The sequence below is a fragment of the Streptomyces sp. NPDC111802 genome, from assembly GCF_055634335.1.
Genome location: NZ_JBVKCZ010000027.1, coordinates 21879 through 47767 on the forward strand (window position 1 = coordinate 21879; position 25889 = coordinate 47767).

The 25889-nt window shown below is 70.7% G+C and carries 20 protein-coding genes; 15 read left to right on the forward strand and 5 right to left on the reverse strand.

What is annotated here, in order from left to right; genetic code table 11:
- Positions 1 to 7: 7 nt before the first annotated feature.
- The 8 genes from ACZ7NC_RS27565 (at position 8) to ACZ7NC_RS27600 (ending at position 8496) form a co-directional block, all read left to right on the forward strand.
- Positions 8 to 853, forward strand: a complete 846-nt coding sequence (locus ACZ7NC_RS27565; protein WP_471492158.1) for a DegV family protein — start codon at positions 8 to 10, stop codon at positions 851 to 853.
- A 163-nt stretch (positions 854 to 1016) separates the two neighbouring features.
- Entirely contained in the window at positions 1017 to 2108 is a 1092-nt protein-coding gene (locus ACZ7NC_RS27570) for a ComEA family DNA-binding protein (protein WP_471492159.1), read from the forward strand.
- Entirely contained in the window at positions 2105 to 4732 is a 2628-nt protein-coding gene (locus tag ACZ7NC_RS27575) for a ComEC/Rec2 family competence protein (RefSeq protein WP_471492160.1), read from the forward strand. The genes ACZ7NC_RS27570 and ACZ7NC_RS27575 overlap by 4 nt, the downstream gene beginning before the upstream one ends.
- A gap of 4 nt (positions 4733 to 4736) precedes the next feature.
- Positions 4737 to 5576: an arylamine N-acetyltransferase family protein gene (locus ACZ7NC_RS27580; RefSeq protein ID WP_471492161.1), complete on the forward strand. Its 840-nt coding sequence runs from the start codon at positions 4737 to 4739 to the stop codon at positions 5574 to 5576.
- A gap of 191 nt (positions 5577 to 5767) precedes the next feature.
- Complete coding sequence (locus tag ACZ7NC_RS27585) at positions 5768 to 6655, forward strand: YceI family protein (RefSeq protein WP_471492257.1); 888 nt, start codon at positions 5768 to 5770, stop codon at positions 6653 to 6655.
- 42 nt (positions 6656 to 6697) lie between these two features.
- Complete coding sequence (locus tag ACZ7NC_RS27590; protein WP_471492162.1) at positions 6698 to 6943, forward strand: hypothetical protein; 246 nt, start codon at positions 6698 to 6700, stop codon at positions 6941 to 6943.
- Positions 6944 to 7041: 98 nt separating this feature from the next.
- Complete coding sequence (holA, locus tag ACZ7NC_RS27595; RefSeq protein WP_471492163.1) at positions 7042 to 8031, forward strand: DNA polymerase III subunit delta; 990 nt, start codon at positions 7042 to 7044, stop codon at positions 8029 to 8031.
- Between the two features lie 66 nt (positions 8032 to 8097).
- Positions 8098 to 8496: a nuclear transport factor 2 family protein gene (locus ACZ7NC_RS27600; protein ID WP_471492164.1), complete on the forward strand. Its 399-nt coding sequence runs from the start codon at positions 8098 to 8100 to the stop codon at positions 8494 to 8496.
- A 193-nt stretch (positions 8497 to 8689) separates the two neighbouring features.
- Here the strand turns inward: ACZ7NC_RS27600 and rpsT are convergent, their stop codons facing one another.
- Positions 8690 to 8956 carry a 30S ribosomal protein S20 gene (gene rpsT / locus ACZ7NC_RS27605; protein ID WP_471492165.1) on the reverse strand — a complete coding sequence of 89 codons (267 nt, stop codon included), beginning with the start codon at positions 8954 to 8956 and terminating at the stop codon, positions 8690 to 8692.
- A gap of 220 nt (positions 8957 to 9176) precedes the next feature.
- Between rpsT and lepA the strand changes: the two genes are divergently transcribed.
- Complete coding sequence (lepA, locus tag ACZ7NC_RS27610) at positions 9177 to 11045, forward strand: translation elongation factor 4 (RefSeq protein ID WP_471492166.1); 1869 nt, start codon at positions 9177 to 9179, stop codon at positions 11043 to 11045.
- Positions 11046 to 11274: 229 nt separating this feature from the next.
- On the forward strand, positions 11275 to 13149 hold the full coding sequence (locus ACZ7NC_RS27615; RefSeq protein ID WP_471492167.1) for an AMP-dependent synthetase/ligase: 1875 nt from the start codon (positions 11275 to 11277) through the stop codon (positions 13147 to 13149).
- Between the two features lie 109 nt (positions 13150 to 13258).
- Here ACZ7NC_RS27615 and ACZ7NC_RS27620 read toward each other — a convergent pair whose 3' ends face one another.
- Both ACZ7NC_RS27620 and ACZ7NC_RS27625 read right to left on the reverse strand, forming a co-directional pair.
- Complete coding sequence (locus ACZ7NC_RS27620) at positions 13259 to 13834, reverse strand: response regulator (protein ID WP_471492168.1); 576 nt, start codon at positions 13832 to 13834, stop codon at positions 13259 to 13261.
- Between the two features lie 12 nt (positions 13835 to 13846).
- A complete protein-coding gene (locus ACZ7NC_RS27625; RefSeq protein ID WP_471492169.1) occupies positions 13847 to 17995 on the reverse strand; it encodes a HAMP domain-containing protein in 4149 nt (1382 codons plus the stop codon).
- Positions 17996 to 18097: 102 nt separating this feature from the next.
- Between ACZ7NC_RS27625 and ACZ7NC_RS27630 the strand changes: the two genes are divergently transcribed.
- From ACZ7NC_RS27630 to ACZ7NC_RS27640, 3 genes are all read left to right on the forward strand, one after another.
- Positions 18098 to 20074, forward strand: a complete 1977-nt coding sequence (locus ACZ7NC_RS27630) for a SpoIIE family protein phosphatase (protein ID WP_471492170.1) — start codon at positions 18098 to 18100, stop codon at positions 20072 to 20074.
- A gap of 27 nt (positions 20075 to 20101) precedes the next feature.
- Positions 20102 to 21334 carry a radical SAM family heme chaperone HemW gene (gene hemW, locus ACZ7NC_RS27635; protein WP_471492171.1) on the forward strand — a complete coding sequence of 411 codons (1233 nt, stop codon included), beginning with the start codon at positions 20102 to 20104 and terminating at the stop codon, positions 21332 to 21334.
- A gap of 82 nt (positions 21335 to 21416) precedes the next feature.
- Positions 21417 to 21971, forward strand: a complete 555-nt coding sequence (locus ACZ7NC_RS27640; protein WP_471492258.1) for a Uma2 family endonuclease — start codon at positions 21417 to 21419, stop codon at positions 21969 to 21971.
- Here the strand turns inward: ACZ7NC_RS27640 and ACZ7NC_RS27645 are convergent.
- The gene (locus ACZ7NC_RS27645) at positions 21949 to 22764 is read right to left on the reverse strand and encodes a DUF3097 domain-containing protein (protein ID WP_471492172.1); all 816 of its coding nucleotides are present in this window, start codon (positions 22762 to 22764) and stop codon (positions 21949 to 21951) included. The two genes, ACZ7NC_RS27640 and ACZ7NC_RS27645, sit on opposite strands and share 23 nt — an antisense overlap.
- A gap of 31 nt (positions 22765 to 22795) precedes the next feature.
- Positions 22796 to 23539, reverse strand: a complete 744-nt coding sequence (locus ACZ7NC_RS27650) for an MBL fold metallo-hydrolase (RefSeq protein WP_471492173.1) — start codon at positions 23537 to 23539, stop codon at positions 22796 to 22798.
- 165 nt (positions 23540 to 23704) lie between these two features.
- Here ACZ7NC_RS27650 and hrcA point away from each other — a divergent pair, with 165 nt between their 5' ends.
- Both hrcA and dnaJ read left to right on the forward strand, forming a co-directional pair.
- Positions 23705 to 24721, forward strand: coding sequence for a heat-inducible transcriptional repressor HrcA (gene hrcA / locus ACZ7NC_RS27655; protein WP_471492174.1), 1017 nt, complete (start codon positions 23705 to 23707; stop codon positions 24719 to 24721).
- Positions 24722 to 25858 (forward strand): molecular chaperone DnaJ, encoded by a 1137-nt coding sequence (gene dnaJ / locus ACZ7NC_RS27660; RefSeq protein ID WP_471492175.1) that lies wholly within the window; start codon positions 24722 to 24724, stop codon positions 25856 to 25858.
- The last annotated feature ends 31 nt before the right edge of the window (positions 25859 to 25889 follow it).

The following is a 25889-nucleotide window of genomic DNA, read 5'->3' on the forward strand; positions in this document are numbered from 1 at the left end:
CCAGCTCATGTCCCGCCATGTCGCTATCGTCACCGATTCAACGGCCTACCTGCCGCCCCGGACGATGGAGCGCCACGGCATCACAGCGGTACCTCTGACCGTGGTCGTCGGCGGCCGGGCGCTGGAAGAGGGCACCGAGATCTCCACCCGTTCCCTGGCCCAGGCGTTGCAGAAGCGACGTCCCGTCACCACCTCCCGCCCCAGCCCCCAGGTCTTCGCGGAGCACTACCGCAAGGTCGCCGAGGCCGGCGCCACCGGCATCGTCTCCCTGCACCTGTCCGCCGAGCTCTCCGGCACCTACGACGCGGCAGTCCTCGCGGCGCGCGAGGCGCCGGTGCCGGTGCGGGTGGTGGACACCGGGATGATCGCCATGGCGCTCGGGTTCTGCGCGCTCGCCGCGGCGGAGGCGGCGGAGACGGGCGGCACGGTGGACGAGGCCGTCACGGCCGCCGAGAAGCGGGCCGGGGGCACGGCCGCCTACTTCTACGTGGACACCCTCGACTATCTGCGTCGCGGCGGCCGCATCGGCGCGGCACAGGCCCTGCTGGGCTCCGCGCTCGCGGTGAAGCCGTTGCTGCAGCTGGAGGGCGGCCGGATCGGGCCGCTGGAGAAGGTACGGACGGCGTCCAAGGCGATCGCCCGCCTGGAGGAGATCGCGGCCGACCGGGCGGGCAGCGCACAGGTCGACATGGCGGTCCACCATCTCGCCGCTCCCGACCGGGCGTCGGCGCTGGCGGATCGTTTGCGGGCGCGGGTACCGGGGCTGGCGGACCTGCATGTGAGCGAGGTGGGGGCGGTGATCGGGGCGCATACCGGGCCCGGGTTGCTGGGGGTTGTGGTTTCGCCTCGTTGAACGGCCTGCTGAGCGGCCTGACGCACGGCCTGCTGACCGCCTGTTGGGTGGGGGCGTGGGGGCGTCACTCGTGTGGGTGGTGGAGTTATCCACAACTGGGCGGTAATCCCCGGGAATTGAGCAAGATCATCGCGGGTGTGGCGAGGTGTCCGATCCTCGTCGCATGGCACTTCGATCACGTACACGCACAGCCACGACGACGGTGAGCAGCGGGCCGGGCCGCGGCCGGTACTCCGATGGCCGTGTCCGCCACCGACGAGGCGCGCAGGGCCGGGGGAGGGCCCGGCAGCGTCATGCATCGGCGGAGGAGTTGCGGCGCCGGGCGGAGGTGATCTTCGCCGAACGGGCCGGGGAATGGAGGGAGTCGGGGGCGGGGCCGCCGAGCCGGGAGGAGGAGCGTGCTCGACCCGGGGAGGCTGAGGCCGGTCACGGGGAGGCTGAGGCCGGTTACGAGGCTGAGGTCGGTCACGGGGCTGTTTCCGGGGCGGCTCCCGGGCGCGCAGAGCTGGGCGGCGCGGGGGACTGGCGGGCGCGGGCCGGGCTGGCGTTGCGGGAGCGGATGCCGGTGTGGTTGCAGGCGCGGTGTGGGCTGGAGCGGCGGAGCGTCGTCGCGCTCACCGTGGTGCTCGTCCTCGCCGCCGGTTTCGCGGTGCAGCACTTCTGGGCGGGCCGGGTGCAGTCCGTGCGGGCGCCCGAGGTGGTGCGGGCGGTGGCTCCCTACGGGGAAAGCGAGCCGGGAGGGGAGCAGGGCGGGGAAACCGACGCGACCGTGTCGACGGCCGGTGCGCAGGGCGCGGTAGGCACGGCCGCGGCCGAGATCGTGGTGGACGTCAGCGGCAAGGTGCGCGAACCGGGGATCCATCGGCTGCCGGCGGGCTCGCGCGTCGCCGACGCACTGCGCGAGGCCGGTGGGGTGCGCCCCGGCACGAACACCGACGGCCTCAACCGGGCCCGGTTCCTGGTGGACGGCGAGCAGGTGATCGTCGGCGCTCCGGCCGCCGTGCCCGGGGCCGCTCCGGGTGGGGGCACGGGCGGCGCGGCGGTCCCCGGTGCCGCGCCCGTCGCGCCGGTCTCCCTCAACACCGCCACCGTGGACCAGCTCGATACCCTCCCCGGCGTCGGACCGGTGCTGGCCCAGCACATCATCGAGTACCGCACCCAGCACGGCGGTTTCCGCTCGGTGGACGAGCTGCGGGAGGTCAACGGCATCGGCGACCGCCGCTTCGCCGATCTACGGAATCTCGTACGGCCATGAGGCAGGAGAGCCGCGACATCCGCGCATCCGACCTCGAACCCTCCCGCACCGCTGTCCACGCCGCGTCCGGACGACGGCTCGGCGCCGCCCACCCCCGGCAGGAAGGACCGACGGACCTGCGCCTCGTCCCACCCGCGCTCGCCGCCTGGGCGACGGCGGCGCTGATGCTGGACGCCCCGCCGGGGTGGGTGGTCGGCTCGGCGGTGGTCTGCTTGCCGGCGGCAGGCGTCCTGCTGCTGATGCGGCGCGGCGGGAGGAGGGCGCCGGGCCCGGTGCCCGAGCGCGTGACCTGGCCCCGTACTTCCGTAGCGGCCGTCCTGCTCTGCGTCGCCGCGGCAGCCGTCTCCGCGGGGCTGCACGGGGCCGATCTGCGGCGGGGGCCGGTGCCTGGGCTGGCGCGGGACTACGCCACGGTGAGCGCCGAGGTCGAGGTCACCTCCGATCCCCGGCTCACCCGGCCTCGGGTCAAGGGAGATCACATGGCACCGACCTCCGTGCTGATCAACGCGGACGTGCGCCGCGTGGAGAGGGCGCGCGGCACGGCGGTGGTGACCCGGGCGCCAGTGCTGATGATCGTCGACGTGACGTCGGACGTCTCGGCCGGCCCCTCGCCCGGCCTGGAGACCTCCTCGTCCTGGCCGGACCGGCCCTCGCCCCCGCCGGACCGGCCCTCGCCCCGCCTGGACACCCCCTCGCCCTGGCTGAGCCTCCTCCCCTCCACGCGGCTGCGGGTGACCGCGCGGTTCGTGCCTGCCCTGGTCGGTGGGGACCGGATCGCGGCCGTGCTGCGGGTGCGCGACCCAGCGGTGCCGCAGGTCGTGGGGGAGCCGTCGGCGGCGCAGCGGTTGGCGGGGCGGTTGCGGGGCGGGCTGCGGGAGGCGACCGAAGGGCTGCCGGCGGACGCCAGGGCGTTGCTGCCGGGGCTGGTCGTCGGCGACACCTCGCGGATCACACCGGAGCTGGACGAGGCGTTCAAGGAGACCGACCTCGCGCACACGCTCGCCGTCTCCGGCAGCAACCTCACGATCATCCTGGCCCTGTTGATCGGCCCACCCGGTCTGGCGCGACTGGCCGAGCGCCGTGGGCTCGCGCCGCGGCTGGGCGTCTCGCTGCGGACGACCGCGTTACTCGGCGGAGCGCTCACCCTCGGGTTCGTCGTCGTGTGCCGACCGGACCCGAGCGTGCTGCGGGCCGCGGCCTGCGGGGCCGTCGCGCTGCTCGCCCTGGCGACCGGGCGCCGCAGATCGCTGATCCCGGCGCTGGCGACGGCGGTGCTGCTGCTGGTCCTGTACGACCCGTGGCTGGCCCGCAGCTACGGCTTCCTGCTCTCCGTCCTGGCGACGGGCGCCCTGCTCACCCTCGCGCCCCGGTGGAGCGCGGCGCTGCGCAGACGCGGGGTGCCGTCGAGGCCGGCCGAGGCGCTGGCGGCCGCCGCTGCCGCGCAGGCGCTGTGCGCGCCGGTCGTGGCGGTGCTGTCGGCCCGGGTGAGCCTGGTGGCGGTGCCGTGCAATCTGCTCGCGGAGTTCGCCATCGCGCCGGCCACGGTGCTGGGCTTCGCGGCGCTGGCCATGGCACCGGTGGCGATGCCAGTGGCCAAGGTCCTGGCCTGGTGCGCGAGTTGGCCGGCCGGGTGGATCGCGGACGTCGCCCGGACGGGCGCCGCACTGCCCGGCGCGGGAGTGGACTGGCCCGGCAGTTGGACCGGCGCGGCGCTGCTGGCCCTGGCCACGGTGGTCGTCCTGCTCGTCGGCCGACGACTGCTGCGGCACCCCTGGTGGTGCGGTGTCTGCGGGGCGCTGCTTCTGCTGGCGGTGGTGCAGCCAACGCCGCTGGCCAGGGTCGTCACGGGGTGGCCGCCGCCGGGGTGGCGGTTCGCGATGTGCGACGTGGGGCAGGGCGACGCGACGGTGCTCGCGGCGGGCGAGGGGACGGGCGTGGTCGTGGACGCCGGCCCCGATCCGACGCTGGTCGACCGGTGCCTGCGCACGCTCGGCATCAAGAGGGTCCCGCTCGTCGTGTTGACCCACTTCCACGCCGACCATGTGGCAGGCCTGCCCGGCGTCCTGCGTGGGCGAGCGGTGGGCGCGATCGAGACGACGGGGCACGAAGAGCCCGAGGACCAGGCGGAGTTCGTACGGAGGGAGGCGGCTGCCCGGCGCATTCCCGTGACGCGGGCCGCGGCCGGGGAGGAGCGGCGCACCGGCTCGCTGAGCTGGCGGGTGCTGTGGCCGCCACCGCACCCGGCCCTGGCCCCGGACGGCCCGAACGACTCCAGCGTCACCCTGCTCGTCCGGGTGGCGGGGCTGCGGCTCCTGCTGCTCGGGGATCTGGAACCCCCGGCCCAGCGGGCGCTGTTGAGATCGCCGGCGGCGCCGCTGCTGGGCGGCGTGGACGTGCTGAAGGTCGCCCATCACGGCTCGGCGTACCAGGACCCGGAGCTCATACGCCGGGTGGCGCCGAGGCTGGCGTTGATCTCCTGCGGGGAGGACAACCCGTACGGCCACCCGGCCCCCGGCACCGTCGCGGCGCTGCGGGCGCAGGGCGCGGTGGTGCTGCGGACGGACGAGGACGGGGCCATCGCGGTCGCGGGTACGGGCGCGGAGCTCACCGTGGCGGGAGACTGAGGTCATGGATTCCGAAGAGGTTGATGCCTATCTCCGGCGCCTGGGAGTCGAGCACCCGGCGTGGCCCACCGTGCACGTGCTGCGCGAGCTGCAACTGCGCCATCTGCAGACCGTGCCGTTCGAGAATCTGTCGGTCCACCTCGGCGAGGAGATCGTGCTGGAGGAGAAGCGGCTGCTGGACAAGGTGGTGGGCGCGCGGCGGGGCGGGTTCTGCTACGAACTGAACGGGGCGTTCGGGGCGTTGCTCGGCGCGGTGGGCTTCGATGTGACGCTGCTCGCGGCGCGGGTCTACGGGCAGGAGGAGCGGCTCGGGATCCCTTACGACCACATGGCGCTGAAGGTGGGAACCGTGGACGGGGGCGCGTGGCTGGCGGACGTCGGCTTCGGGGCGCACAGCCACTATCCGCTGGCGTTCGAGGCGCGGGGTGAGCAGTTGGACCCGGCGGGTGTGTTCAGGGTCGTCGAGGCCGGGCCGGACGCGGCCGGGGTGCGTGGCGGGCACGACGTGGGGGAGGCGACGGACCTGGATGTCGTCATGGACGGCCGACCGCAGTACCGGCTGGACCGGAGGCCGCGGGCGCTCGGCGACTTCGTGGCGGGGGCGTGGTGGCACAGCACCTCGCCGGTCTCGCACTTCACGCAGTCGCTGGTGTGTTCGCGGGTGACGGAGCAGGGAGGGCGGATCACGCTCAGCGGCCGCACGTTCAAGGCGACGGCGGCGGACGGGACGCGGGAGGAGCGGGAGTTGGGCACGGACGAGGAGGTGCTGGGGGTCTACCGGGAGCGGTTCGGGATCGAGCTGGACCGGGTGCCGACGGTGAGCAGGGCCGACCGGGGCCACTGATTCGGGCAGAGACACGCGGCTCGGAGCGTCGGAAGCGGTGACGGTCCGGAACCCGCTGATGCTACTCATGCGTAGAACCAGCGCATCTGCCGGTTTCCCACGATGTGATCCCGTGTTGCCCCGAAAAACTCGACGGTGGTCGAATGCCCCTTCGGCAGCGCGTGATGTCGAGGCGTACAGGGGTGGCGAGGATGATCGGCCGCTGGTGGGGAAGACGAACGAGCCGGGAGCAACGGACGCCGACGAGCCCGCTGGCGGCCCTGGCGACCCCGCCGAGGGCCGGGGTGCTGAGCTGCCGGGTGCTCGATCCGGTCCACGAGCCGGTGCGGCACGCGGAGTTCGCGGTGAGCGACAGCAGGGGGCGCACGGTGGTCAGCGGGGGGATGGATCCCTTCGGGTCGTTCGTGACCACTGTGCCGGCGGGGGAGTACCGGCTCGCGGTGTCGGCCGAGGGATACACCCCGTACCGGACGACCACGACGGTCGGGGAGAACGCGCTCGCCGCGCTCGGGGATGTGACCCTCCAGGTCGCCCAGCCGCCGGAACTGCCCGCGCCGGGCGACTGGGAGATCGAGCCTGCGCACACGTCGATCGGGTTCACCGCCCAGCACATAGGGCTGGCCCGCATCCACGGCCGGTTCAACTCGTTCGCGGGGGTGGTGCGGATCGCCGACCCCATGGGGCGGTCGGCGATGCATGTGGTGATCGACGCGGCGTCCATCGACACGGGCGTGCGGATGCGTGACGACCATCTGCGGTCGGCGGACTTCCTGGACGTGGCGCAGTTCCCGACGCTGGAGTTCTACAGCGAGCGCTTTGTGCACAAGGGCGGCAGCCGGTGGGCGGTGACGGGGGCGTTGTCGCTGCACGGGGTGACGCGGACGGTCGCGTTCGACACGGAGTACCTCGGGCTCGGCAACGGCATGGAGGGCGAGGTGCGGGCGGCGTGCCGGGCCACGACCGAGCTGCGTCGGGACGACTTCACGGTGAGCTGGCAGACGATGCTGGCGCGCGGGATCGCGGTGGTGGGGCCGAGTATCCGGGTCGAGCTGGATGTGCAGCTGGTGCGGAAGGGCTGAGCCGGAGTATCGCGCCTCGTCGGGTGCCTGAGAATGGCTCCTGTGAGCGATGTGAGACATGTGCTGGTGCTGCCCGACCGTGACGCGGCGGAGGAGGCCGCGGAGGCACTCGGGGAGCGGTTCGGGATCGACGAGGAACCGCGGCTGGTGCGCGACGCGCTGGCCGGCGAGGACGATGCCGAGGACGCGCAGTGGCTCATAGTGCTGCGGGACGAGCACAAGCGGCTGGATGCGGGGGAGCTGGACGAGTTCGCGGGGGAGTGGGAGGGGTGGCGGGAGGAGCCCTAGGGTCTGTCTGACAGACCCTGGCCCGACACAGACCCTGGCCCGACAGGCGTTCCGGCGTCGGCGGGGTGTTGTCAGTGGGCCGTGCCATCCTTGTCGCGATGGCCAAGAAGAGTGCGAACGACGACATCCTCGCCCCCGTGACCCTCGCCGTGGGTCAGGAGGAGCTGCTGCTCGACCGTGCCGTGCGGGAGGTGGTGGTCGCCGCCAGGGCCGCCGACTCCGACACGGATGTGCGCGACCTGACCCCGGACCAGTTGCAGCCGGGCACGCTGGCCGAGTTGACCAGCCCCTCGCTGTTCGCGGAGCGCAAGGTCGTCGTCGTACGCAATGCGCAGGATCTGCCGGCCGACACGATCAAGGACGTGACGGCGTATCTCGCGGCGCCCGCCGAGGAGATCACGCTGGTGCTGCTGCATGCCGGCGGGGCCAAGGGCAAGAAGCTGCTCGACGCCGCGCGCAAGGTGGGCGCCCGGGAAGTGGCGTGCCCGAAGATGACCAAGCCGGCGGACCGGCTGGCGTTCGTCCGGCAGGAGTTCCGGGCGACCGGACGGTCCGCGACCCCCGAGGCCTGCCAGGCGCTGGTCGATTCCATCGGGAGCGATCTGCGCGAGCTGGCGTCCGCGGTGAGTCAGCTGGTCGCCGATGTCGAGGGGACCATCGACGAAGCCGTCGTCGGGCGGTACTACACCGGCCGCGCCGAGGCGTCGAGCTTCACCGTCGCCGACCGGGCGGTCGAGGGGCGCGCGGCGGAGGCGCTGGAGGCGCTGAGGTGGTCGCTGGCGACGGGCGTGGCCCCCGTCATGATCACCAGCGCGCTCGCCCAGGGCGTGCGTGCCATCGGCAAGCTGTCCTCCGCGCGTGGCGGCCGTCCCGCCGACCTCGCGCGTGAGCTGGGCATGCCGCCCTGGAAGATCGACCGGGTCCGCCAGCAGATGCGGGGCTGGACGCCCGACGGAGTGGCGGTCGCGCTGCGGGCGGTCGCCGAGGCCGACGCCGGGGTGAAGGGCGGCGGGGACGACCCCGGGTACGCCCTGGAGAAGGCGGTCGTGACGATCGCGCGGGCCGCCCGGTCCAGAGGGCGCGGCTAGCGTCGCGAGAGGAGAATCGGGCGTATCAGCCGTATCGCCGGAGAGTGGGAAAGGTGGCGACCAGACATGGCTGAACACCCGCACGCGGCTCTCGTCCGCAAGGGCTACGAAGCCTTCCAGCGCGGAGACATGGACACCCTGCGCGGCATGATGACCGGGGACTGCACACACCATGTGCCCGGCTCACATCCGCTCTCGGGGGACTTCAAAGGGATCGACTCGATCTTCGACGGCTACTACGGCCGGCTCTTCTCGGAGACCGGCGGGTCGTTCCAGGTCGAGTTGCGCGACATATTCGTCGACGGCCGCGGGCACGCCGTATCCGTGCACCGCTTCACCGCCGACCGGGGCGACAAGCACATCGACGAGAACGGAGGCATCGTCTTCCGGATCGTCGGGGACAAGATGACCGATCTCGACGAATGCGTCGCGGACATCGACATGGCCGACGACTTCTGGACGTGACCGTCGCCCGAAACCGGTGACACGCCGAAGGCCCCGCCACCAGCTCTGGGGAAGAGCGGGCGCCGGGGCCTTCGGTTCAAGATGCTGAGCCCGTACCCGCGTGGCGAACGCAGGCCGCGTACAGGCTCGGGGTGCCGGACGGGAGCGGATGAGAGAGGGCCCGCTCGATTCCCTCCGGCGATCAAATCAAGTGTCAGCCCTTGATGGAGACAACCTTCGAAGCAAGCGCCGACTTCTTGTTGGCGGCCTGGTTCTTGTGGATGACGCCCTTGGAGACGGCCTTGTCGAGCGCACGCGACGCAGCGCGCTGAAGCTCGGCGGCCTTCTCGACGTCACCCGCGGCAGCAGCCTCACGGGCCTTGCGGATCGCGGTCTTCAGCGAGGACTTGACGGCCTTGTTGCGCAGCCGAGCCTTCTCGTTGGTCTTGATCCGCTTGATCTGGGACTTGATGTTCGCCACGAATGAGCCTTTTCAGGTTCTGGTACGAGGCCGCAAGCGACCCGCACCGGTGATTTTCTGGGATGTGCCTCGCGCTGAGAGGGCATGAGACACAGCCACCCAGGCTACCAGTGCGCCGGAGAATGGCCCAAACCGGTCCCAGTCCGCCGCCCATGGGACCATGGAACCTACGTATCGATCCGACCCGAGGCATAAGGCGCCTCAAGAGACAGGACCCTGCGTGCCCGCGACCCCTAAGAATGTGCCCGAGCCGAGCCGTACCGACCCGGCTCTGATCCGCAATTTCTGCATCATCGCGCACATCGACCACGGCAAGTCCACACTCGCCGACCGGATGCTTCAGCTGACCGGTGTGGTCGAGCAGCGGCAGATGCGTGCTCAGTACCTCGACCGCATGGACATCGAGCGCGAGCGCGGCATCACGATCAAGTCCCAGGCGGTGCGTCTGCCGTGGGCTCCCACCCACGACAAGAACAACACGCACATCCTCAACATGATCGACACCCCGGGGCACGTCGACTTCACCTACGAGGTCTCACGCTCGCTCGCCGCCTGCGAGGGCACCATCCTCCTCGTCGACGCCGCCCAGGGCATCGAGGCCCAGACCCTCGCCAACCTCTACCTGGCGATGGAGAACGACCTTCAGATCATCCCCGTACTGAACAAGATCGACCTGCCGGCCGCGCAGCCCGAGAAGTTCGCCGAGGAGCTGGCCAACCTCGTCGGCTGCGAGCCCGGCGACGTGCTGAGGGTGTCCGCGAAGACCGGTCTCGGCGTCGAGGCGCTGCTGGACAAGGTCGTCGCCGACATCCCGGCACCCGTGGGCGTCCAGGACGCGCCCGCCCGCGCCATGATCTTCGACTCGGTCTACGACTCCTACCGCGGTGTCGTGACCTATGTCCGTGTCATCGACGGCCAGCTCAACAAGCGCGAACGCATCAGGATGATGTCGACCGGCGCCACCCACGAGCTGCTGGAGATCGGCACCAACTCGCCCGAGATGCTCTCGGCCGACGGGCTCGGCGTCGGCGAGGTGGGCTATCTGATCACGGGTGTGAAGGACGTCCGCCAGTCCAAGGTCGGTGACACCGTCACCAGCCAGCACAAGGGGGCCACGGAGGCGCTCGGCGGCTACAAGGACCCCAAGCCGATGGTCTTCTCCGGCCTGTACCCGCTGGACGGCTCGGACTACCCGGAGCTGCGCGAGGCCCTGGACAAGCTCCAGCTCAACGACGCCGCGCTGGTCTACGAGCCGGAGACCTCCGCCGCCCTCGGCTTCGGTTTCCGCGTCGGCTTCCTCGGCCTGCTGCACCTGGACGTCATCCGGGAGCGGCTGGAGCGCGAGTTCGGCCTCGACCTGATCGCCACTGCCCCCAACGTGGTCTACCGCGTCGTGATGGAGGACGGCACCGAGCACACCGTCACCAACCCGAGCGAGTTCCCCGAGGGCAAGATCAACGAGGTGTACGAGCCCGTCGTACGCGCCACGATCCTCGCGCCGACCGAGTTCATCGGCTCGATCATGGAGCTGTGCCAGACCCGGCGCGGCACCCTCCTCGGCATGGACTACCTCTCCGAGGACCGGGTCGAGATCCGCTACACCCTGCCGCTCGCCGAGATCGTCTTCGACTTCTTCGACCAGCTGAAGTCGAAGACGCGCGGCTACGCCTCGCTCGACTACGAGCCCACCGGCGAGCAGACCTCCAGCCTGGTCAAGGTCGACATCCTGCTGCACGGCGACAAGGTGGACGCCTTCTCGGCGATCACGCACAAGGACGCCGCGTATGCGTACGGCGTGCGGCTCGTCGCCAAGCTGCGCGAGCTCATTCCGCGGCAGGCCTTCGAGGTGCCCATCCAGGCGGCCATCGGCTCCCGGGTGATCGCCCGCGAGACCATCCGCGCCATCCGCAAGGACGTCCTCGCCAAGTGCTACGGCGGTGACATCTCCCGTAAGCGGAAGCTGCTGGAGAAGCAGAAGGAAGGCAAGAAGCGGATGAAGATGGTGGGTTCCGTGGAGGTTCCGCAGGAGGCCTTCATCGCCGTACTGAGCAGCGATGACAGCGCGGGGTCGGGCAAGGGCAAGAAGTAACCGCAGGTAACACCGGGTCACCCGGCAAATCGCCGCAACAGGGGTCCGTCGTACGAAAGTGCGGTGGGCCCCTGTGTGTGTCGGGGTCGCGCTGTGGAGGAAGTGACAGCACACGGGGCCTTACGCGGTGGGCCGCCGACCTTTACTCTGATCCCTGCTCGATAGTTACTCGCGAGTTAAACAACGCGAGTGGAACCAGCCGCACAGTCGCGGGCCCCCGGAGGATGTCGTGAGCGACACACAGACACTGATCGAGAACCGTCCGCCGAGTGTGGCGACCCTCTTTCTGGAGCGCGTGACGGCCACGCCGGACGCCGAGGCGTACCGCTATCCCGTACCGGCCGCCTCGGGACAGGGCGCGGACGAGTGGAAGTCGCTGAGCTGGGCGCAGGCCGCCGAGCGGGTCTACGCCATCGCGGCCGGGCTCATCGAGCTGGGCGTGCAGCCCGAGCAGCGGGTGGCCCTCGCCTCCTCGACCCGGCTCGAGTGGATACTGGCCGACCTGGGCATCATGTGCGCCGGCGCGGCGACGACCACCGTCTATCCGCAGACCAACGCCGAGGAGTCGGCGTTCATCCTCTCCGACTCCGAGAGCCGGGTGCTGATCGCTGAGGACGCGGCGCAGCTGGCCAAGGCGGTGGACAAGCGCGGCGAGTTGCCGAACCTCACCCATGTCGTCGTGATCGACGGGGCCGGTGTCGAGACCGGTGACTGGGTGCTCACCCTCGCCGAGCTGGAGGCCCGCGGCGCGGCCCGGCTGGAGAAGGACCCCGAGCTGATCAAGCAGCGGGTCGGCGCGATCACCAAGGACCAGCTGGCCACCCTGATCTACACCTCCGGCACCACCGGCCGCCCCAAGGGCGTACGGCTGCCGCACGACAACTGGTCGTACATGGCGAAGGCCATCGCCGCGACCGGACTGGTCGGCCCCGAGGACGTGCAGTACCTGTGGCTGCCGCTCGCGCACGTCTTCGGCAAGGTCCTCACCTCCGGCCAGATCGAGGTCGGCCATGTCACCGCCGTCGACGGCCGTGTCGACAAGATCATCGAGAATCTGCCGGTCGTGCAGCCGACGTACATGGCGGCCGTGCCGCGCATCTTCGAGAAGGTCTACAACGGGGTCGCCGCCAAGGCCCGCGCGGCCGGCGGCGCCAAGTACAAGATCTTCCAGTGGGCCGCCGAGGTCGCCCGCGAGTACGCCAAGGTCACCCAGGACAACTTCCGGCGCACCGGCACCCACTCCGCGCCCTTCGGCCTCGCCGCCAAGCACAAGGTCGCCGACACGCTCGTCTACGCCAAGATCCGCGAGGCCTTCGGCGGCAACCTGCGCGCCTGCGTCTCCGGCTCGGCCGCGCTCGCTCCGGAGATCGGCTACTTCTTCGCCGGCGCCGGCATCCACATCCTGGAGGGCTACGGCCTCACGGAGTCCTCGGCCGCGTCCTTCGTGAACCCGGGCGAGGCCTACCGCACCGGCACGGTCGGCAAGCCGCTGCCCGGCACGGAGGTGCGCATCGCGGACGACGGGGAGATCCTGCTGCGCGGGCCCGGCATCATGGAGGGCTACCACGGGCTGCCGGAGAAGACCGCCGAGGTGCTGGAGACCGACGGCTGGTTCCACACCGGCGACATCGGCGAGCTGTCGCCCGACGGCTATCTGCGCATCACCGACCGCAAGAAGGACCTCATCAAGACGTCCGGCGGCAAGTACATCGCGCCCGCCGAGGTCGAGGGGCAGTTCAAGGCGGTGTGCCCGTACGTCTCCAACATCCTGGTGCACGGGGCCGACCGGAACTTCTGCACGGCGCTGATCGCGCTGGACGAGGTCGCGATCGTGGCGTGGGCCGAGGAGAACGGGCTCGGCGGTAAGTCCTACGCGGAGATCGTCGCCGCGCCGGCCACCGTCGAAATGGTCGACGAGTATGTGCGGCAGCTCAACACCGGGCTGCAGAAGTGGCAGACGATCAAGAAGTTCCGGCTGCTGCCGCGGGATCTCGATGTGGAGCACGGGGAGATCACGCCGAGCCTGAAGTTGAAGCGGCCCGTCGTGGAGCGGGAGTACAAGGACCTGATCGAGGAGATGTACGCGGGTACGCGCGAGGCGTAGCGCCCTCGCGGAGGGGTGGCGGGGGATGCCGGCGGCTGCGAGTGGTTCGTGGCCGCCCGCGCCCACGCGGCGGAGCCGCACATCGATACGGTCCCGCGCCCCTCAGGGGTCAGGACAGGCCCCCTTTGCCTATGAGCCGACGTATCTCGTGGACCCTTGCCCGCAGGGACGTCACATCCGGCGGGGTGTCCCCGGAGAGCTGTTCCTCCAGGGCCGCCAACCGGGAGCCGAGCTCCTCGCTCTGGATGTGCTCCCGGCTCAGCAGGCGCTCCAGCTGCCGGTTCTTGCGGTACAGGTCCAGGAACACCGCCACCTTCGCGCGTAGCACCCAGGGGTCGAACGGCTTGGTCAGATAGTCGGCGGCGCCCGTGGCGTAGCCGCGGAAGGCGTAGCCGGGCTCGTCCTCCGCGCCGGTCAGGAAGATGATCGGGACGTCCTTGGTCTGGTCGAGCCGTTTGATGTTGGCGGCGGTCTCGAAGCCGTCCATGCCCGGCATACGGACGTCGAGCAGGACCAGGGCGAAGCGCTGCCGCAGCAGCGCCTTCATGGCCTCCTCGCCCGAACGCGCGCGGACCAGCGGCTCGTTGAGGGGCCCCAGGACGGCCTCGAGCGCGATCAGGTTGTCCTCCATGTCGTCGACCAGGAGGATGCCGGCCCGCTCGTCGGTCGTTGCCTCAGCGCTCATGATGACTGTGCCTCATTCAGTCTCCGTCTTCTCCGGTTCCGCCGATTCCGGTGCGCCCTCGGGGTCCAGGAGGTCGCAGACGACGGTGAGCAGCTGATCCACGTCCACCGGTTTCGGTACGTAGTCGTTGGCGCCCCGCGCGATGGACTTCTCCCGGTCGCCGAGCATGGCCTTGGCGGTCAGCGCGACGATGGGCAGGTCCGTCCAGCGCGGGGTGCGACGGATGGCGGAGATCGTTTCGTATCCGTCCATCTCCGGCATCATGATGTCCATCAGGACGAGTTCGACATCCGGGGTGCGCTCCAGTGTCTCGATGCCTTCACGGCCGTTCTCCGCGTACAGGACCGGCATGCCGACCCGGCCCAGCACATGGGTGAGCGCGAAGACGTTGCGGATGTCGTCGTCGACGATCAGCACCCGCCGGCCCGGGAGGACCCGGCCCGCCCGGCCCGTCTGCCACGCCTCCAGCTTGGTCGGCGTCGGCCAGGAGTCGTCCGCCTCGTGGGACGCGTGGAACGGCTCCGTCGACAACTGCTGCGGCACCGGCAGCGAACGGTCCTCGGGCGTCGGGCCGGTCGCGGCGTGACCGGGGCTGAGGACCGGGACGTACAGCGTGAACGTGGAGCCGATGCCGGGCTCGCTCTCGGCGACGATACGGCCGCCCAGCAGGCCCGCGATCTCCCGGCTGATGGACAGGCCGAGGCCCGTGCCGCCGTACTTGCGGTTGGTCGTGCCGTCGGCCTGCTGGAACGCCTCGAAGATCACCGGGAGTTTCTCCGCCGCGATGCCGATGCCCGTGTCGGAGACCGCGAAGGCGATCACCTCGTCGCTCTCACGCACTCCCCCACTCTCGACTTCGCTCGAGCGGGGGGACCCCCCTCGGCGCTCCGGATCCTTCAGCCGGTTCACGCGCAGCTCCACCTTGCCCGACGCGGTGAACTTGATCGCGTTGGACAGTAGGTTGCGCAGGATCTGCTGCAGACGCTGCTCGTCCGAGTACATCTCGCGCGGCACGTCCTCGCCGACCGACACCTCGAAGGCGAGCCCCCGGTCCAGGGTGAGCGGGCGGAACGTGGCGTGGACGTAGTCCAGGAGCTTGATCAGCGGCAGCTTCTTCGGGCGTACGTCCATCCGGCCGGCCTCGATCTTGGACAGGTCCAGGATGTCGTTGATCAGCTGGAGCAGGTCCGAGCCCGACCGGTGGATCGTCGTCGCGAACTGCACCTCCTGGTCGGAGAGATGGCCGTCCGGGTTGTCGGAGAGCAGACGGGCCAGGATCAGCAGGGAGTTCAGGGGAGTACGCAGCTCGTGCGACATGTTCGCCAGGAACTCCGACTTGTACTGGGACGACGTCGCCAGCAGGGCGGCTTTCTCCTCCAGTTCGGCGTTCGAGCGCTGCAACTCCGCCTGCTGCTTCTGGAGTTCGTCCGAGCGTTCCTGGAGCTGCATGGCCAGGCGCTGGGACTCGCCGAGCAGGGACTCCGTACGGGAGTTGGCGATGATGGTGTTGATCGCGACGGCGATGGTGTTCACGAACTGGTCGAAGAACGCCAGGTGCACATCGGAGAAGCGGGAGAAGGACGCCAGCTCGATCACGCCGAGGAGCTTGTCCTCGAAGAGGATCGGGATGATGACGACGCTGGTGGGCGCCGCCTCACCGAGCCCACTGTTGATCTTGATGTAGTCCGGCGGGGCCTCCTCGACGAGGATCCGCTTCTTCTCGCGGGCCGCCTGCCGCACCAGCCCGTGCACCGGGAGGCCGCCCGTCTCGATGGTCGTGCCCTGCGCCGAGCCGTACCCGGCGATGAACGCGAGTCCCTTCGCGGGCACGGTGGTGCGCAGCGCGGCGCTCTCCTCGTCCGGGTCGGCCAGGAAGAACGCGCCGTACTGGGCGTTCACCAGCGGGGTCAGCTCGCGCAGCAGCAGATCGGCGACCTCCATCAGGTCGCGGTGGCCCTGCATCAGGGCGGCGAGGCGGGCCAGGTTGGACTCCAGCCAGTCCTTCGCGCGCGTGGTCTCGCGGAGGTTGGCCACCATCAGGTTGATGTTGTCCTTCAGCTCGGTGACCTCGCCCTGTGTCTCCACGGTGATCGAGCGGGACATGTCGCCCTGGGCCACCGCGGAGGCGACCTCGGCGATCGCGCGGACCTGGGTGGTGAGGTTCAGCGCGAGTTCGTTCACGTTCGTCGTCAGGCGCTTCCAGGTGCCGTACACGCCCTCCACCCGTGCCTGGCCGCCCAGTTGGCCCTCGGAGCCGACCTCGCGGGCCACGCGGGTGACCTCGGAGGAGAAGGAGGAGAGCGTGTCGACCATCGTGTTGATGGCGGTCTTCAGCTCCAGGATCTCGCCGCGCGCGTCCACGTCGATCTTCTTGGAGAGGTCGCCGTTGGCGACGGCGGTGGTGACCTGGGCGATATTGCGGACCTGGGAGGTCAGGTTGTCCGCCATGTAGTTGACGTTGTCGGTCAGGTCCCGCCACACGCCGGAGACCCCGAGCACCTGGGCCCGTCCGCCCAGTCGGCCGTCGGTGCCGACCTCGCGGGCGACCCTCGTCACCTCGTCGGCGAAGGCACGCAGCTGCTCCACCATCGTGTTGACGGTGTCCTTCAGTTCGAGGATCTCGCCGCGGGCGTCGACGGTGATCTTCTTCGACAGGTCGCCGTTGGCGACGGCGGTGGTGACCTGGGCGATGTTGCGGACCTGCGAGGTCAGGTTGAGCGCCATGAAGTTGACGTTGTCGGTGAGGTCCTTCCAGACGCCGGAGACGCCTCGCACCTGGGCCTGACCACCGAGGTTGCCCTCGGTGCCGACCTCGCGGGCGACGCGGGTGACCTCGTCGGCGAAGGCGGAGAGCTGGTCCACCATCGTGTTGATGGTCGACTTCAGCTCCAGGATCTCGCCCTTCGCCTCGACCGTGATCTTCTTGCCGAGGTCGCCCTGGGCGACCGCGGTGGAGACCAGGGCGATGTTGCGGACCTGGGAAGTGAGGTTGTCCGCCATGAAGTTGACGTTGTCGGTGAGGTCCTTCCAGACGCCGGAGACCCCTCGCACCTGGGCCCGGCCACCGAGGTTGCCCTCGGTGCCGACCTCGCGGGCGACGCGGGTGACCTCGTCGGCGAAGGCGGAGAGCTGGTCCACCATCGTGTTGATGGTCGACTTCAGCTCCAGGATCTCGCCCTTCGCGTCCACGGTGATCTTCTGCGACAGGTCGCCGTTGGCCACCGCGGTGGTCACCTGGGCGATGTTGCGGACCTGGGAGGTCAGGTTCGACGCCATGAAGTTGACGTTGTCGGTGAGGTCCTTCCACACCCCGGAGACGCCCCGCACCTGGGCCCGTCCGCCCAGCTGGCCTTCCGTACCGACCTCGCGGGCGACCCTCGTCACCTCGTCGGCGAACGCGGAGAGCTGGTCCACCATCGTGTTGACGGTCAGCTTCAGTTCCAGCAGCTCACCGGTCGCCTCGACGGTTACCGTGCGGGTCAGGTCGCCGCGGGCCACGGCCGTCGTCACCGCCGCGATGTCCCGCACCTGGGCCGTCAGCCGGGACGCCATCGCGTTGACCGCCTCGGTCACGTCCCGCCAACTGCCCGACAGTCCCTGCACCTTGGCGCGTCCGCCGAGCCGGCCCTCGGTGCCGACCTCGCGGGCCACGCGGGTGACCTCGCCGGTGAACAGGGAGAGCTGGTCGACCATCTTGTTCACGGCCCGGCCGAGCCGGCGCAGGTCGCCGCGTAACTGGCGGCTGCCGTCATGCAGGTCGACGCGCTGGGTGAGGTCGCCGCCGGCCACGGCGTCGAGAACACGCGTGGCGTTCGCCGCCGGCGCCACCAGGGCGTCGAGAATATGGTTGATGTCATTGACGCGGGTCGTCCAGTCACCCGGGCCCGGACTCGCAGAGAGCCGCTCGTCGAGGCGGCCGTGCCGGATCAACTCCCGTTTGACGCGCTGCACTTCCCCGTTGAAGTGGGTGCTGCGGTCCATGATCTGGTTGAACACCGCGGTCATTTCGGCCACGACTCCGTCACTGCTCTCCGGGAGCCTGCGGAAATCGCCGTCCCGGGCCGCGGTCATCGCGGCGAGCAGCGGGCGCAGATCCGATGCTCGAATTTGACCGTTTTTCTGTCCGTCTTCGAGCACACGCGTAGCACGGTTCTCACTCATGGCGGCCCACTTCGGTAACTCGGTGCTTATGGGCGTGGTCAGTCTGTCACTCTGTCGGCGTCCGCTGAGGCGTATTCGTCCGAACCGTTCGGGGAGCTGTAGATGGGGGCCATTCCGGCGCAACGGGAGACCGTCACCCGTGCCTGTGATGCGCCTGCGCAGGAGACCGGGTACACGGTGACCCACACCACCCTCCCCGGCAGCCCGCTCTCCCCGGGCTCCGCCCGCACCCTCGTACGGAGCGCCCTCACCGAATGGGCCGCCTCCGGTCTCCCCGGCACCGAGCGCCTCAGCGACCGCCTCGTCGACGACGCCGTCGTGGCCGTCAGCGAACTCGTCACCAACGCCGTCGTGCACGCCGGCACCGAGGTCGAGCTCAGCTGCCGGCTGGAGCAGGACACCGGCGCCCTCCTCGTAGAGGTCCTGGACCGCCACCCCTCGCGCGCCCCACGCGACGGAGAGCTGGAGGCGCCGTACGAGACACCGGAGTACGGGCGCGGGCTCAGGCTGGTGTCCCGGCTCGCGGAGTCCTGGGGCGTCACCTATCGCACCGGCGCCAAGACCGTGTGGGCACGGCTGCCCGCCGAGGACCCCGTGTCGGCCAAGGACGACATCGAGGCGTACGCCGAGGAGCGCGCGCTGGAGCGCGGGCTGCGCGTCGCCGAGATCCTCGCGCCCGAGCCGCCCCCACTCTCGGCGCCGTTCGAGCGGGGGCGGCCCCATCGCGGCGAGCGGGAGTGGGACTGGCTCAACCGGGGCGCCCTGTCCTTCCTCGCGGAGGCCTCCGACCTGCTCGCCGGGCAGCTCGACGAGAACCTCGTCGCCGCGCTCGCCGGCCAGCTGATCGTGCCGAGGCTCGCGGACTGGTGCGCGGTGTGGCTGGAGGACGAGGTCGCCGGGCGCTGGGGATACCCCCGCTCCGGCGGGGCGGCAGGGGGCGCCGGCTGGGCGGCGGAGGCCACGGCGGGCACCGGGCCCCGGCTCGCCCGGGTCTGGCACGGCTCCGAGAACCTCATCGAGGAACTGCGCCGAGCCCTGGAGAAGGAGCCGCCGCTGCCGCCCGACAACCACCGCACCGGGCCCGTTCCCTACCCCTGGCCCGGCGAGGCGCTCGGCGTACGCCACGCGCACGGCACGGCGCTGGCGTACCGCCTGATCGCCGGCGGCCACCCGCTGGGCACCCTGGTCATCGGGCGGGCCGACCTCGTGCGCTTCCCCGACGAGGTGACCGGGCTCGTGGAGGACCTCAGCCGCCGGGTGGCCCTCGCCATCGGCGCGGCCCGCCAGTACGCCCGGCAGGCCACCATCAGCCGGGTCCTGCAGCGCGGACTGCTGCCCGGCGCCGTCGCGGAGATCCCCGGGGTGGTCAGCGCCCTCGTCTACGAGCCGTGCGACAAGGGCGGTCCGAGCGGCGACTTCTACGACCTGTTCCCGGCCGGCGACGGCCGCTGGTGCTTCGCCATCGGGGACGTCCAGGGCAAGGGCCCCGAGGCGGCCGTGGTGATCGGCCTCGCGCGGCCCTGGCTGCGGCTGCTGGCCCGCGAGGGCTACCGGGTCTCCGACGTCCTCGACCGCCTCAACCAGCTGCTCCTCGACGATGCCACGGAGGCCGCCGACGCAGCCGCCCGCGCCCTGGTCGGCCCCGTCCCGCCCGGCGACGGACCGCAGACCCGCTTCCTGTCCCTGCTCTACGGCGAACTGACCCCCTTCGACGGCGGCATCCGCTGCACCCTCGCCTCCGCCGGCCATCCGCTGCCGCTGCTGCTGGGCGAGGACGGCGAGGTGCACACCGCCGCACACCCGCAGACCCTGCTCGGGGTCGTCGAGGACGCGACGTACACCAGCGAGACCTTCGAGCTGCGCTCCGGCGACACCCTGCTGTGCGTGACGGACGGGGTGACGGAGCGGCGCAGCGGCTCCCGCCAGTTCGACGACGGCGACGGCCTCGCGACGGCGCTCGCCGGGTGCACGGGGCTGAACGCCGAGCTGATCGCGGAACGGATCCGGAGGCTGGTGCACGAGTTCGGCGGGCGTCCGCCGGAGGACGATCTGGCGCTGCTGGTGCTGCAGGCCGAGTAACCGGCGAGGTACGGGAGAATGGAACGCATGCCCTCCGCACTCCCCGACGGCGAGCCCGTCCCCGCCGACGGCGCGCTGCCGCCGCACGCCCTCGCCGCCGCGGCCGACCGCCCCCTCGGCTTCTACCTGCACGTCCCGTACTGCGCGACCCGCTGCGGCTACTGCGACTTCAACACCTACACGGCGACCGAGCTGCGCGGCACGGGCGGAGTGCTGGCGTCCCGCGACAACTACGCCGAGACCCTCGTCGACGAGATCCGCCTCGCCCGCAAGGTCCTCGGCGACGACCCGCGCGAGGTCCGCACGGTCTTCGTCGGCGGCGGTACGCCCACCCTGCTGGCCGCCGACGATCTCGTACGGATGCTGGGCGCGATCCGCGACGAGTTCGGACTGGCGCCGGACGCGGAGATCACCACGGAGGCCAACCCGGAGTCGGTCGACCCTGCCTATCTGGCCACGCTCCGCGAAGGCGGCTTCAACCGGCTCTCCTTCGGCATGCAGAGCGCGAAGCAGCACGTGCTGCGCGTGCTGGACCGCACGCACACACCGGGTCGCCCCGAGGCCTGCGTCGCGGAGGCCCGCGCGGCGGGCTTCGAGCACGTCAACCTGGACCTGATCTACGGCACCCCGGGCGAGTCGGACGACGACTGGCGGGCCTCGCTGGAGGCGGCCATCGGCGCCGGCCCGGACCACGTGTCGGCCTACGCCCTGATCGTCGAGGAGGGCACCCAGCTGGCCCGCCGTATCCGCCGGGGCGAGGTCCCGATGACGGACGACGACGTGCACGCGGACCGGTACCTGATCGCGGAGTCGGTGCTGTCGGAGGCGGGCTTCGACTGGTACGAGGTCTCCAACTGGGCGACCTCGGCCGCGGGCCGCTGCCTGCACAACGAGCTGTACTGGCGGGGCGCCGACTGGTGGGGCGCGGGGCCGGGAGCGCACTCGCACGTGGGCGGGGTGCGGTGGTGGAACGTGAAGCATCCGGGCGCGTACGCGGCTGCGCTGGCGGCGGGGAGGTCGCCGGGGGCCGGGCGGGAGCTGTTGTCGGAGGAGGATCGGCGGGTCGAGCGGATCCTGCTGGAGCTGCGGCTGCGGGAGGGGGCGCCGTTGGAGCTGCTGCGGGCGGATGGGCTTGCGGCTTCTCGGCGGGCGCTGGGGGAGGGGCTGCTTCAGGAGGGGCCGTACGAGGATGGACGTGCGGTGCTGACCTTGCGGGGACGGTTGCTGGCGGATGCGGTGGTCAGGGACTTGGTGGACTGATCACTCCGGCGTGTGAATCGATTCCGGAAGTCGGTTCGGATCGCGCCGCGATTCGTAGGGTGCCGCTGTGAACGACATCCGGATGATCAAGTTCTTCGAGGAGTTCGAGCCGCCCGAGGGCGTCAGGGCCGAGCTCCTGCGAGGGGAGATCGTGCTGTCGCGCAGCTCTGATCTGGTGCACAACGGCAACGTCACGGCGACGGTGGACCAGATCCCCCGCGAGCACTGGTCCCGGCGCCAGACCCAGTGCGTCGACATGCTCGCCGCCGTCAGTGCACCCGTGCCCGACTTGGTGGTGACCGAACGCGGCGCTGGTCCGGAGCAAGGGACATGCCTGCCCGCGGAAGTTGTCACGGCTTTGGTGGAGGTCGTCTCCAAGACCAGCGTGTATCGCGACTACGGGGTCAAGCGCGCGATCTATGCGGCGAGCGGCGTGCCCGCCTACCTGATCATTGACCCGATCATGGCGCACTGCGTCCTGTTCACCGAGCCCAAGGGCAACGGTGAGGAAGCGGAATACCAGGTGCAGCGGACGAGCAAGTTCGGTTCCCCGGTCCCGATGGAACGTCTCGGTATCGAACTCGGCACCGCCGGATTCGGCACCTTCAGCAACGTCAAGCCCCACCGCTACCCGTAACGAAGTCGATCAGCTCCTCCACCCGCCCCAACAACTCCGGCTCCAGGTCCCGGTAAGACCCCACCCGCTTAAGAATCGCCTGCCACACCGCCCCGGTGTTCTCCGACGGCCACCCCAGCGCCCGGCACACCCCCGTCTTCCAGTCCTGCCCGTGCGGCACCCGCGGCCAGCCCTCGATGCCCAGGGACGCCGGCTTCACCGCCTCCCAGATGTCGATGTACGGGTGGCCCACGATCAACGCGTGCTCACTCGTCACCGACTCGGCGATGCGCCACTCCTTCGTGCCGGGCACCAGGTGGTCCACAAGGACCCCCAGCCGCGCGTCCGGGCCGGGTGCGAATTCGGCCACGATCGACGGCAGGTCATCCACGCCCTCCAGGTACTCCACCACCACGCCCTCGATGCGCAGGTCGTCGCCCCACACCTTCTCGACCAGTTCGGCGTCGTGACGGCCCTCGACGTAGATACGGCCGGCGCGGGCCACGCGTGCGCGTGCGCCGGGGACGGCGACTGAACCGGATGCCGTACGGATGGGACGTACCGGAGCCGCGCCCGTGGGCCGTACGAGCGTCACCACCTTGCCCTCCAGCAGGAACCCGCGCGGCTCCAGCGGGAACACCCGGTGCTTGCCGAAGCGGTCCTCCAGCGTCACCGTGCCCGCCTCGCAGCGGATCACCGCGCCGCAGAATCCCGTGCCGGGCTCCTCGACCACCAGGCCGGGCTCCGCCGGGACCTCGGGGACGGGCTTGGGCTTCTTCCAGGGCGGGGTCAGGTCCGGGGAGTACTGGCGCATTCGGATGACGATAGGAGAACCGCCCCCACGGTCACTGCGACACGCCGAATCTGGACGCGAGCTCGTCTCGCTGACGCCGTACGAACTCCGCGTCCACCACCGCTCCGTGACCGGGCACGTACAGCGCGTCCTCGCCGCCCAGGTCCAGCAGGCGGTCCAGGGCGGCCGGCCAGTGGGACGGTACGGCGTCGGGGCCGGCCTGGGGCTCGCCGGACTCCTCGACGAGGTCCCCGCAGAAGACGACCTCCCGATCACCGGAGACCTCACCCGGCACGAGCACGACCAGGTCATGGGCCGTGTGGGCGGGGCCCACGTTCGCCAGCAGGACCTGGCGGCCACCGCCCAGGTCGAGGGTCCACTCGCCGCTCACCTGGTGGTGGGGGCGGATCAGCGCGTCCACGGCCTCCTCCGCCGCGGCCGGGTCCAGACCGTTGCCAACCGCGTCCGCGCGCAGCTCCTCACGCGCGTGCCGTCCCTCCAGCACCGTGTCCATGCCCACCGGGCCGTAGACCTCCGCCCCCGCGAACGCCGCCGCCCCGAAGACATGATCGAAGTGGGGATGCGTCAGCGCGAGATGAGTCACACGGTGACCCGCGAGCCACTGCGCCTGGGTACGCAACCGCGCGCCCTCCGCGAGGCTTGACCCGGCGTCGACGATCAACGCGGTGCCGTCCCCCACGACCAGCCCCGCCGTGCAGTCCCACACCGGAAGCCGGCACCTGCCGACCCCCGACGCCAGCCGCTGCCACCCCAGCTCTTCCCAAGTCACCGTCATAGGGCGACGCTAGCCAAGAGACCACCGCCGAGCACGGCGGACCTGGCCCGGCCTTGCCCGGGGCGTACCCCACCGCCGTACACTGGGCCGGGGACGGCTGGCACTCGGACGGACAGAGTGCCAGGAAATGCGCCAAGGGGCACGACTTCTGGAGGTGTGCGCGAGATGCTGAGTGAACGCAGGCTTCAGGTGCTGCGCGCCATCGTCCAGGACTACGTCGGGACCGAGGAGCCGGTCGGGTCGAAGGCCCTGACCGAGCGGCACAACCTCGGTGTCTCCCCGGCAACCGTGCGCAACGACATGGCGGCCCTGGAGGACGAGGGCTTCATCGCCCAGCCGCACACCAGCGCCGGGCGCATCCCGACCGACAAGGGCTACCGGCTGTTCGTCGACAAGCTCGCCGGCGTCAAGCCGATGACCCCGCCCGAGCGGCGCGCCATCCAGAACTTCCTGGACGGCGCCGTCGACCTCGACGACGTCGTGGCACGCACCGTACGGCTGCTCGCGCAGCTCACCCGGCAGGTCGCCGTCGTGCAGTACCCGTCCCTGACCCGGTCCACCGTCCGGCATGTCGAGCTGCTCTCGCTCGCCCCCGCGCGCCTGATGCTCGTCCTGATCACGGACACCGGCCGGGTCGAGCAGCGCATGATCGACTGCCCGGCGCCGTTCGGCGAGAGCTCGCTGGCGGATCTACGCGCGCGGCTCAACAGCCGCGTCGCGGGCCGGCGCTTCACCGATGTGCCCCGGCTCGTCGAGGACCTCGCCGAGGCCTTCGACATCGAGGACCGCGGCACCGTCTCGACCGTGCTCTCCACCCTCCTGGAGACGCTCGTCGAGGAGAACGAGGAGCGGCTGATGATCGGCGGCACCGCCAATCTCACCCGCTTCGGACATGACTTCCCCCTCACCATCCGGCCCGTTCTGGAGGCGCTCGAGGAGCAGGTCGTGCTCCTCAAGTTGCTTGGCGAGGCCGGGGATTCGGGCATGACCGTGCGCATCGGGCACGAGAACGCCTACGAGGGACTCAACTCCACGTCTGTCGTGTCGGTGGGCTACGGTTCGGGCGGCGAGGCAGTCGCCAAGCTCGGCGTGGTCGGACCGACCCGCATGGATTACCCGGGAACGATGGGAGCGGTACGCGCAGTGGCACGTTACGTCGGACAGATCCTGGCGGAGTCGTAAGTGGCCACGGACTACTACGCCGTGCTCGGCGTGCGTCGCGACGCGTCGCAGGAAGAGATCAAGAAGGCCTTCCGGCGGCTCGCCCGCGAGCTGCACCCGGACGTCAACCCGGATCCGAAGACCCAGGAGCGGTTCAAGGAGATCAACGCCGCTTACGAGGTGCTGTCGGACCCGCAGAAGAAGCAGGTCTACGACCTCGGCGGCGACCCGCTGTCCCAGGCGGGCGGCGCGGGCGCCGGCGGCTTCGGCGCGGGTGGCTTCGGGAACTTCTCGGACATCATGGACGCGTTCTTCGGTACGGCGTCCCAGCGCGGTCCGCGCTCGCGCACCCGGCGCGGCCAGGACGCGATGATCCGGCTGGAGATCGAGCTCGACGAGGCGGCCTTCGGCACGACGAAGGACATCCAGGTCGACACGGCCGTCGTCTGCAACACCTGTAACGGTGAGGGCGCGGCGCCGGGGACCTCCGCCCAGACATGTGACATGTGCCGCGGCCGCGGTGAGGTGTCGCAGGTGACCCGGTCCTTCCTGGGCCAGGTCATGACGTCCCGCCCCTGCCCGCAGTGCCAGGGCTTCGGCACGGTGGTGCCGACGCCGTGTCCCGAGTGTGCCGGTGACGGCCGCGTACGGTCCCGCCGGACCCTGACGGTCAAGATCCCGGCCGGTGTCGACAACGGCACGCGGATCCAGCTCGCCGGCGAGGGCGAGGTCGGGCCGGGTGGCGGTCCCGCCGGTGACCTGTACGTCGAGATCCACGAGCTGCCGCATTCGACCTTCCAGCGGCGCGGTGACGATCTGCACTGCACGGTGACGATCCCGATGACCGCGGCGTCGCTCGGCACGAAGGTGCCGTTGGAGACGCTGGACGGGATGGAGGAGGTCGACATCCGGCCCGGCACCCAGTCCGGTCAGTCGATCCCGCTGCACGGGCGCGGTGTGACGCATCTGCGCGGTGGCGGGCGCGGCGACCTCGTCGTGCACGTCGAGGTGCAGACCCCCAACAAGCTGGACCCCGAGCAGGAGCGGTTGCTGCGGGAGCTGGCCAAGCTGCGGGGTGAGGAGCGGCCGCAGGGGCAGTTCCAGCCCGGGCAGCAGGGGTTGTTCTCGCGGTTGAAGGACGCGTTCAACGGTCGCTGAGCCTGCGGGGCGTCCTGGTCCAGGCCAAGGG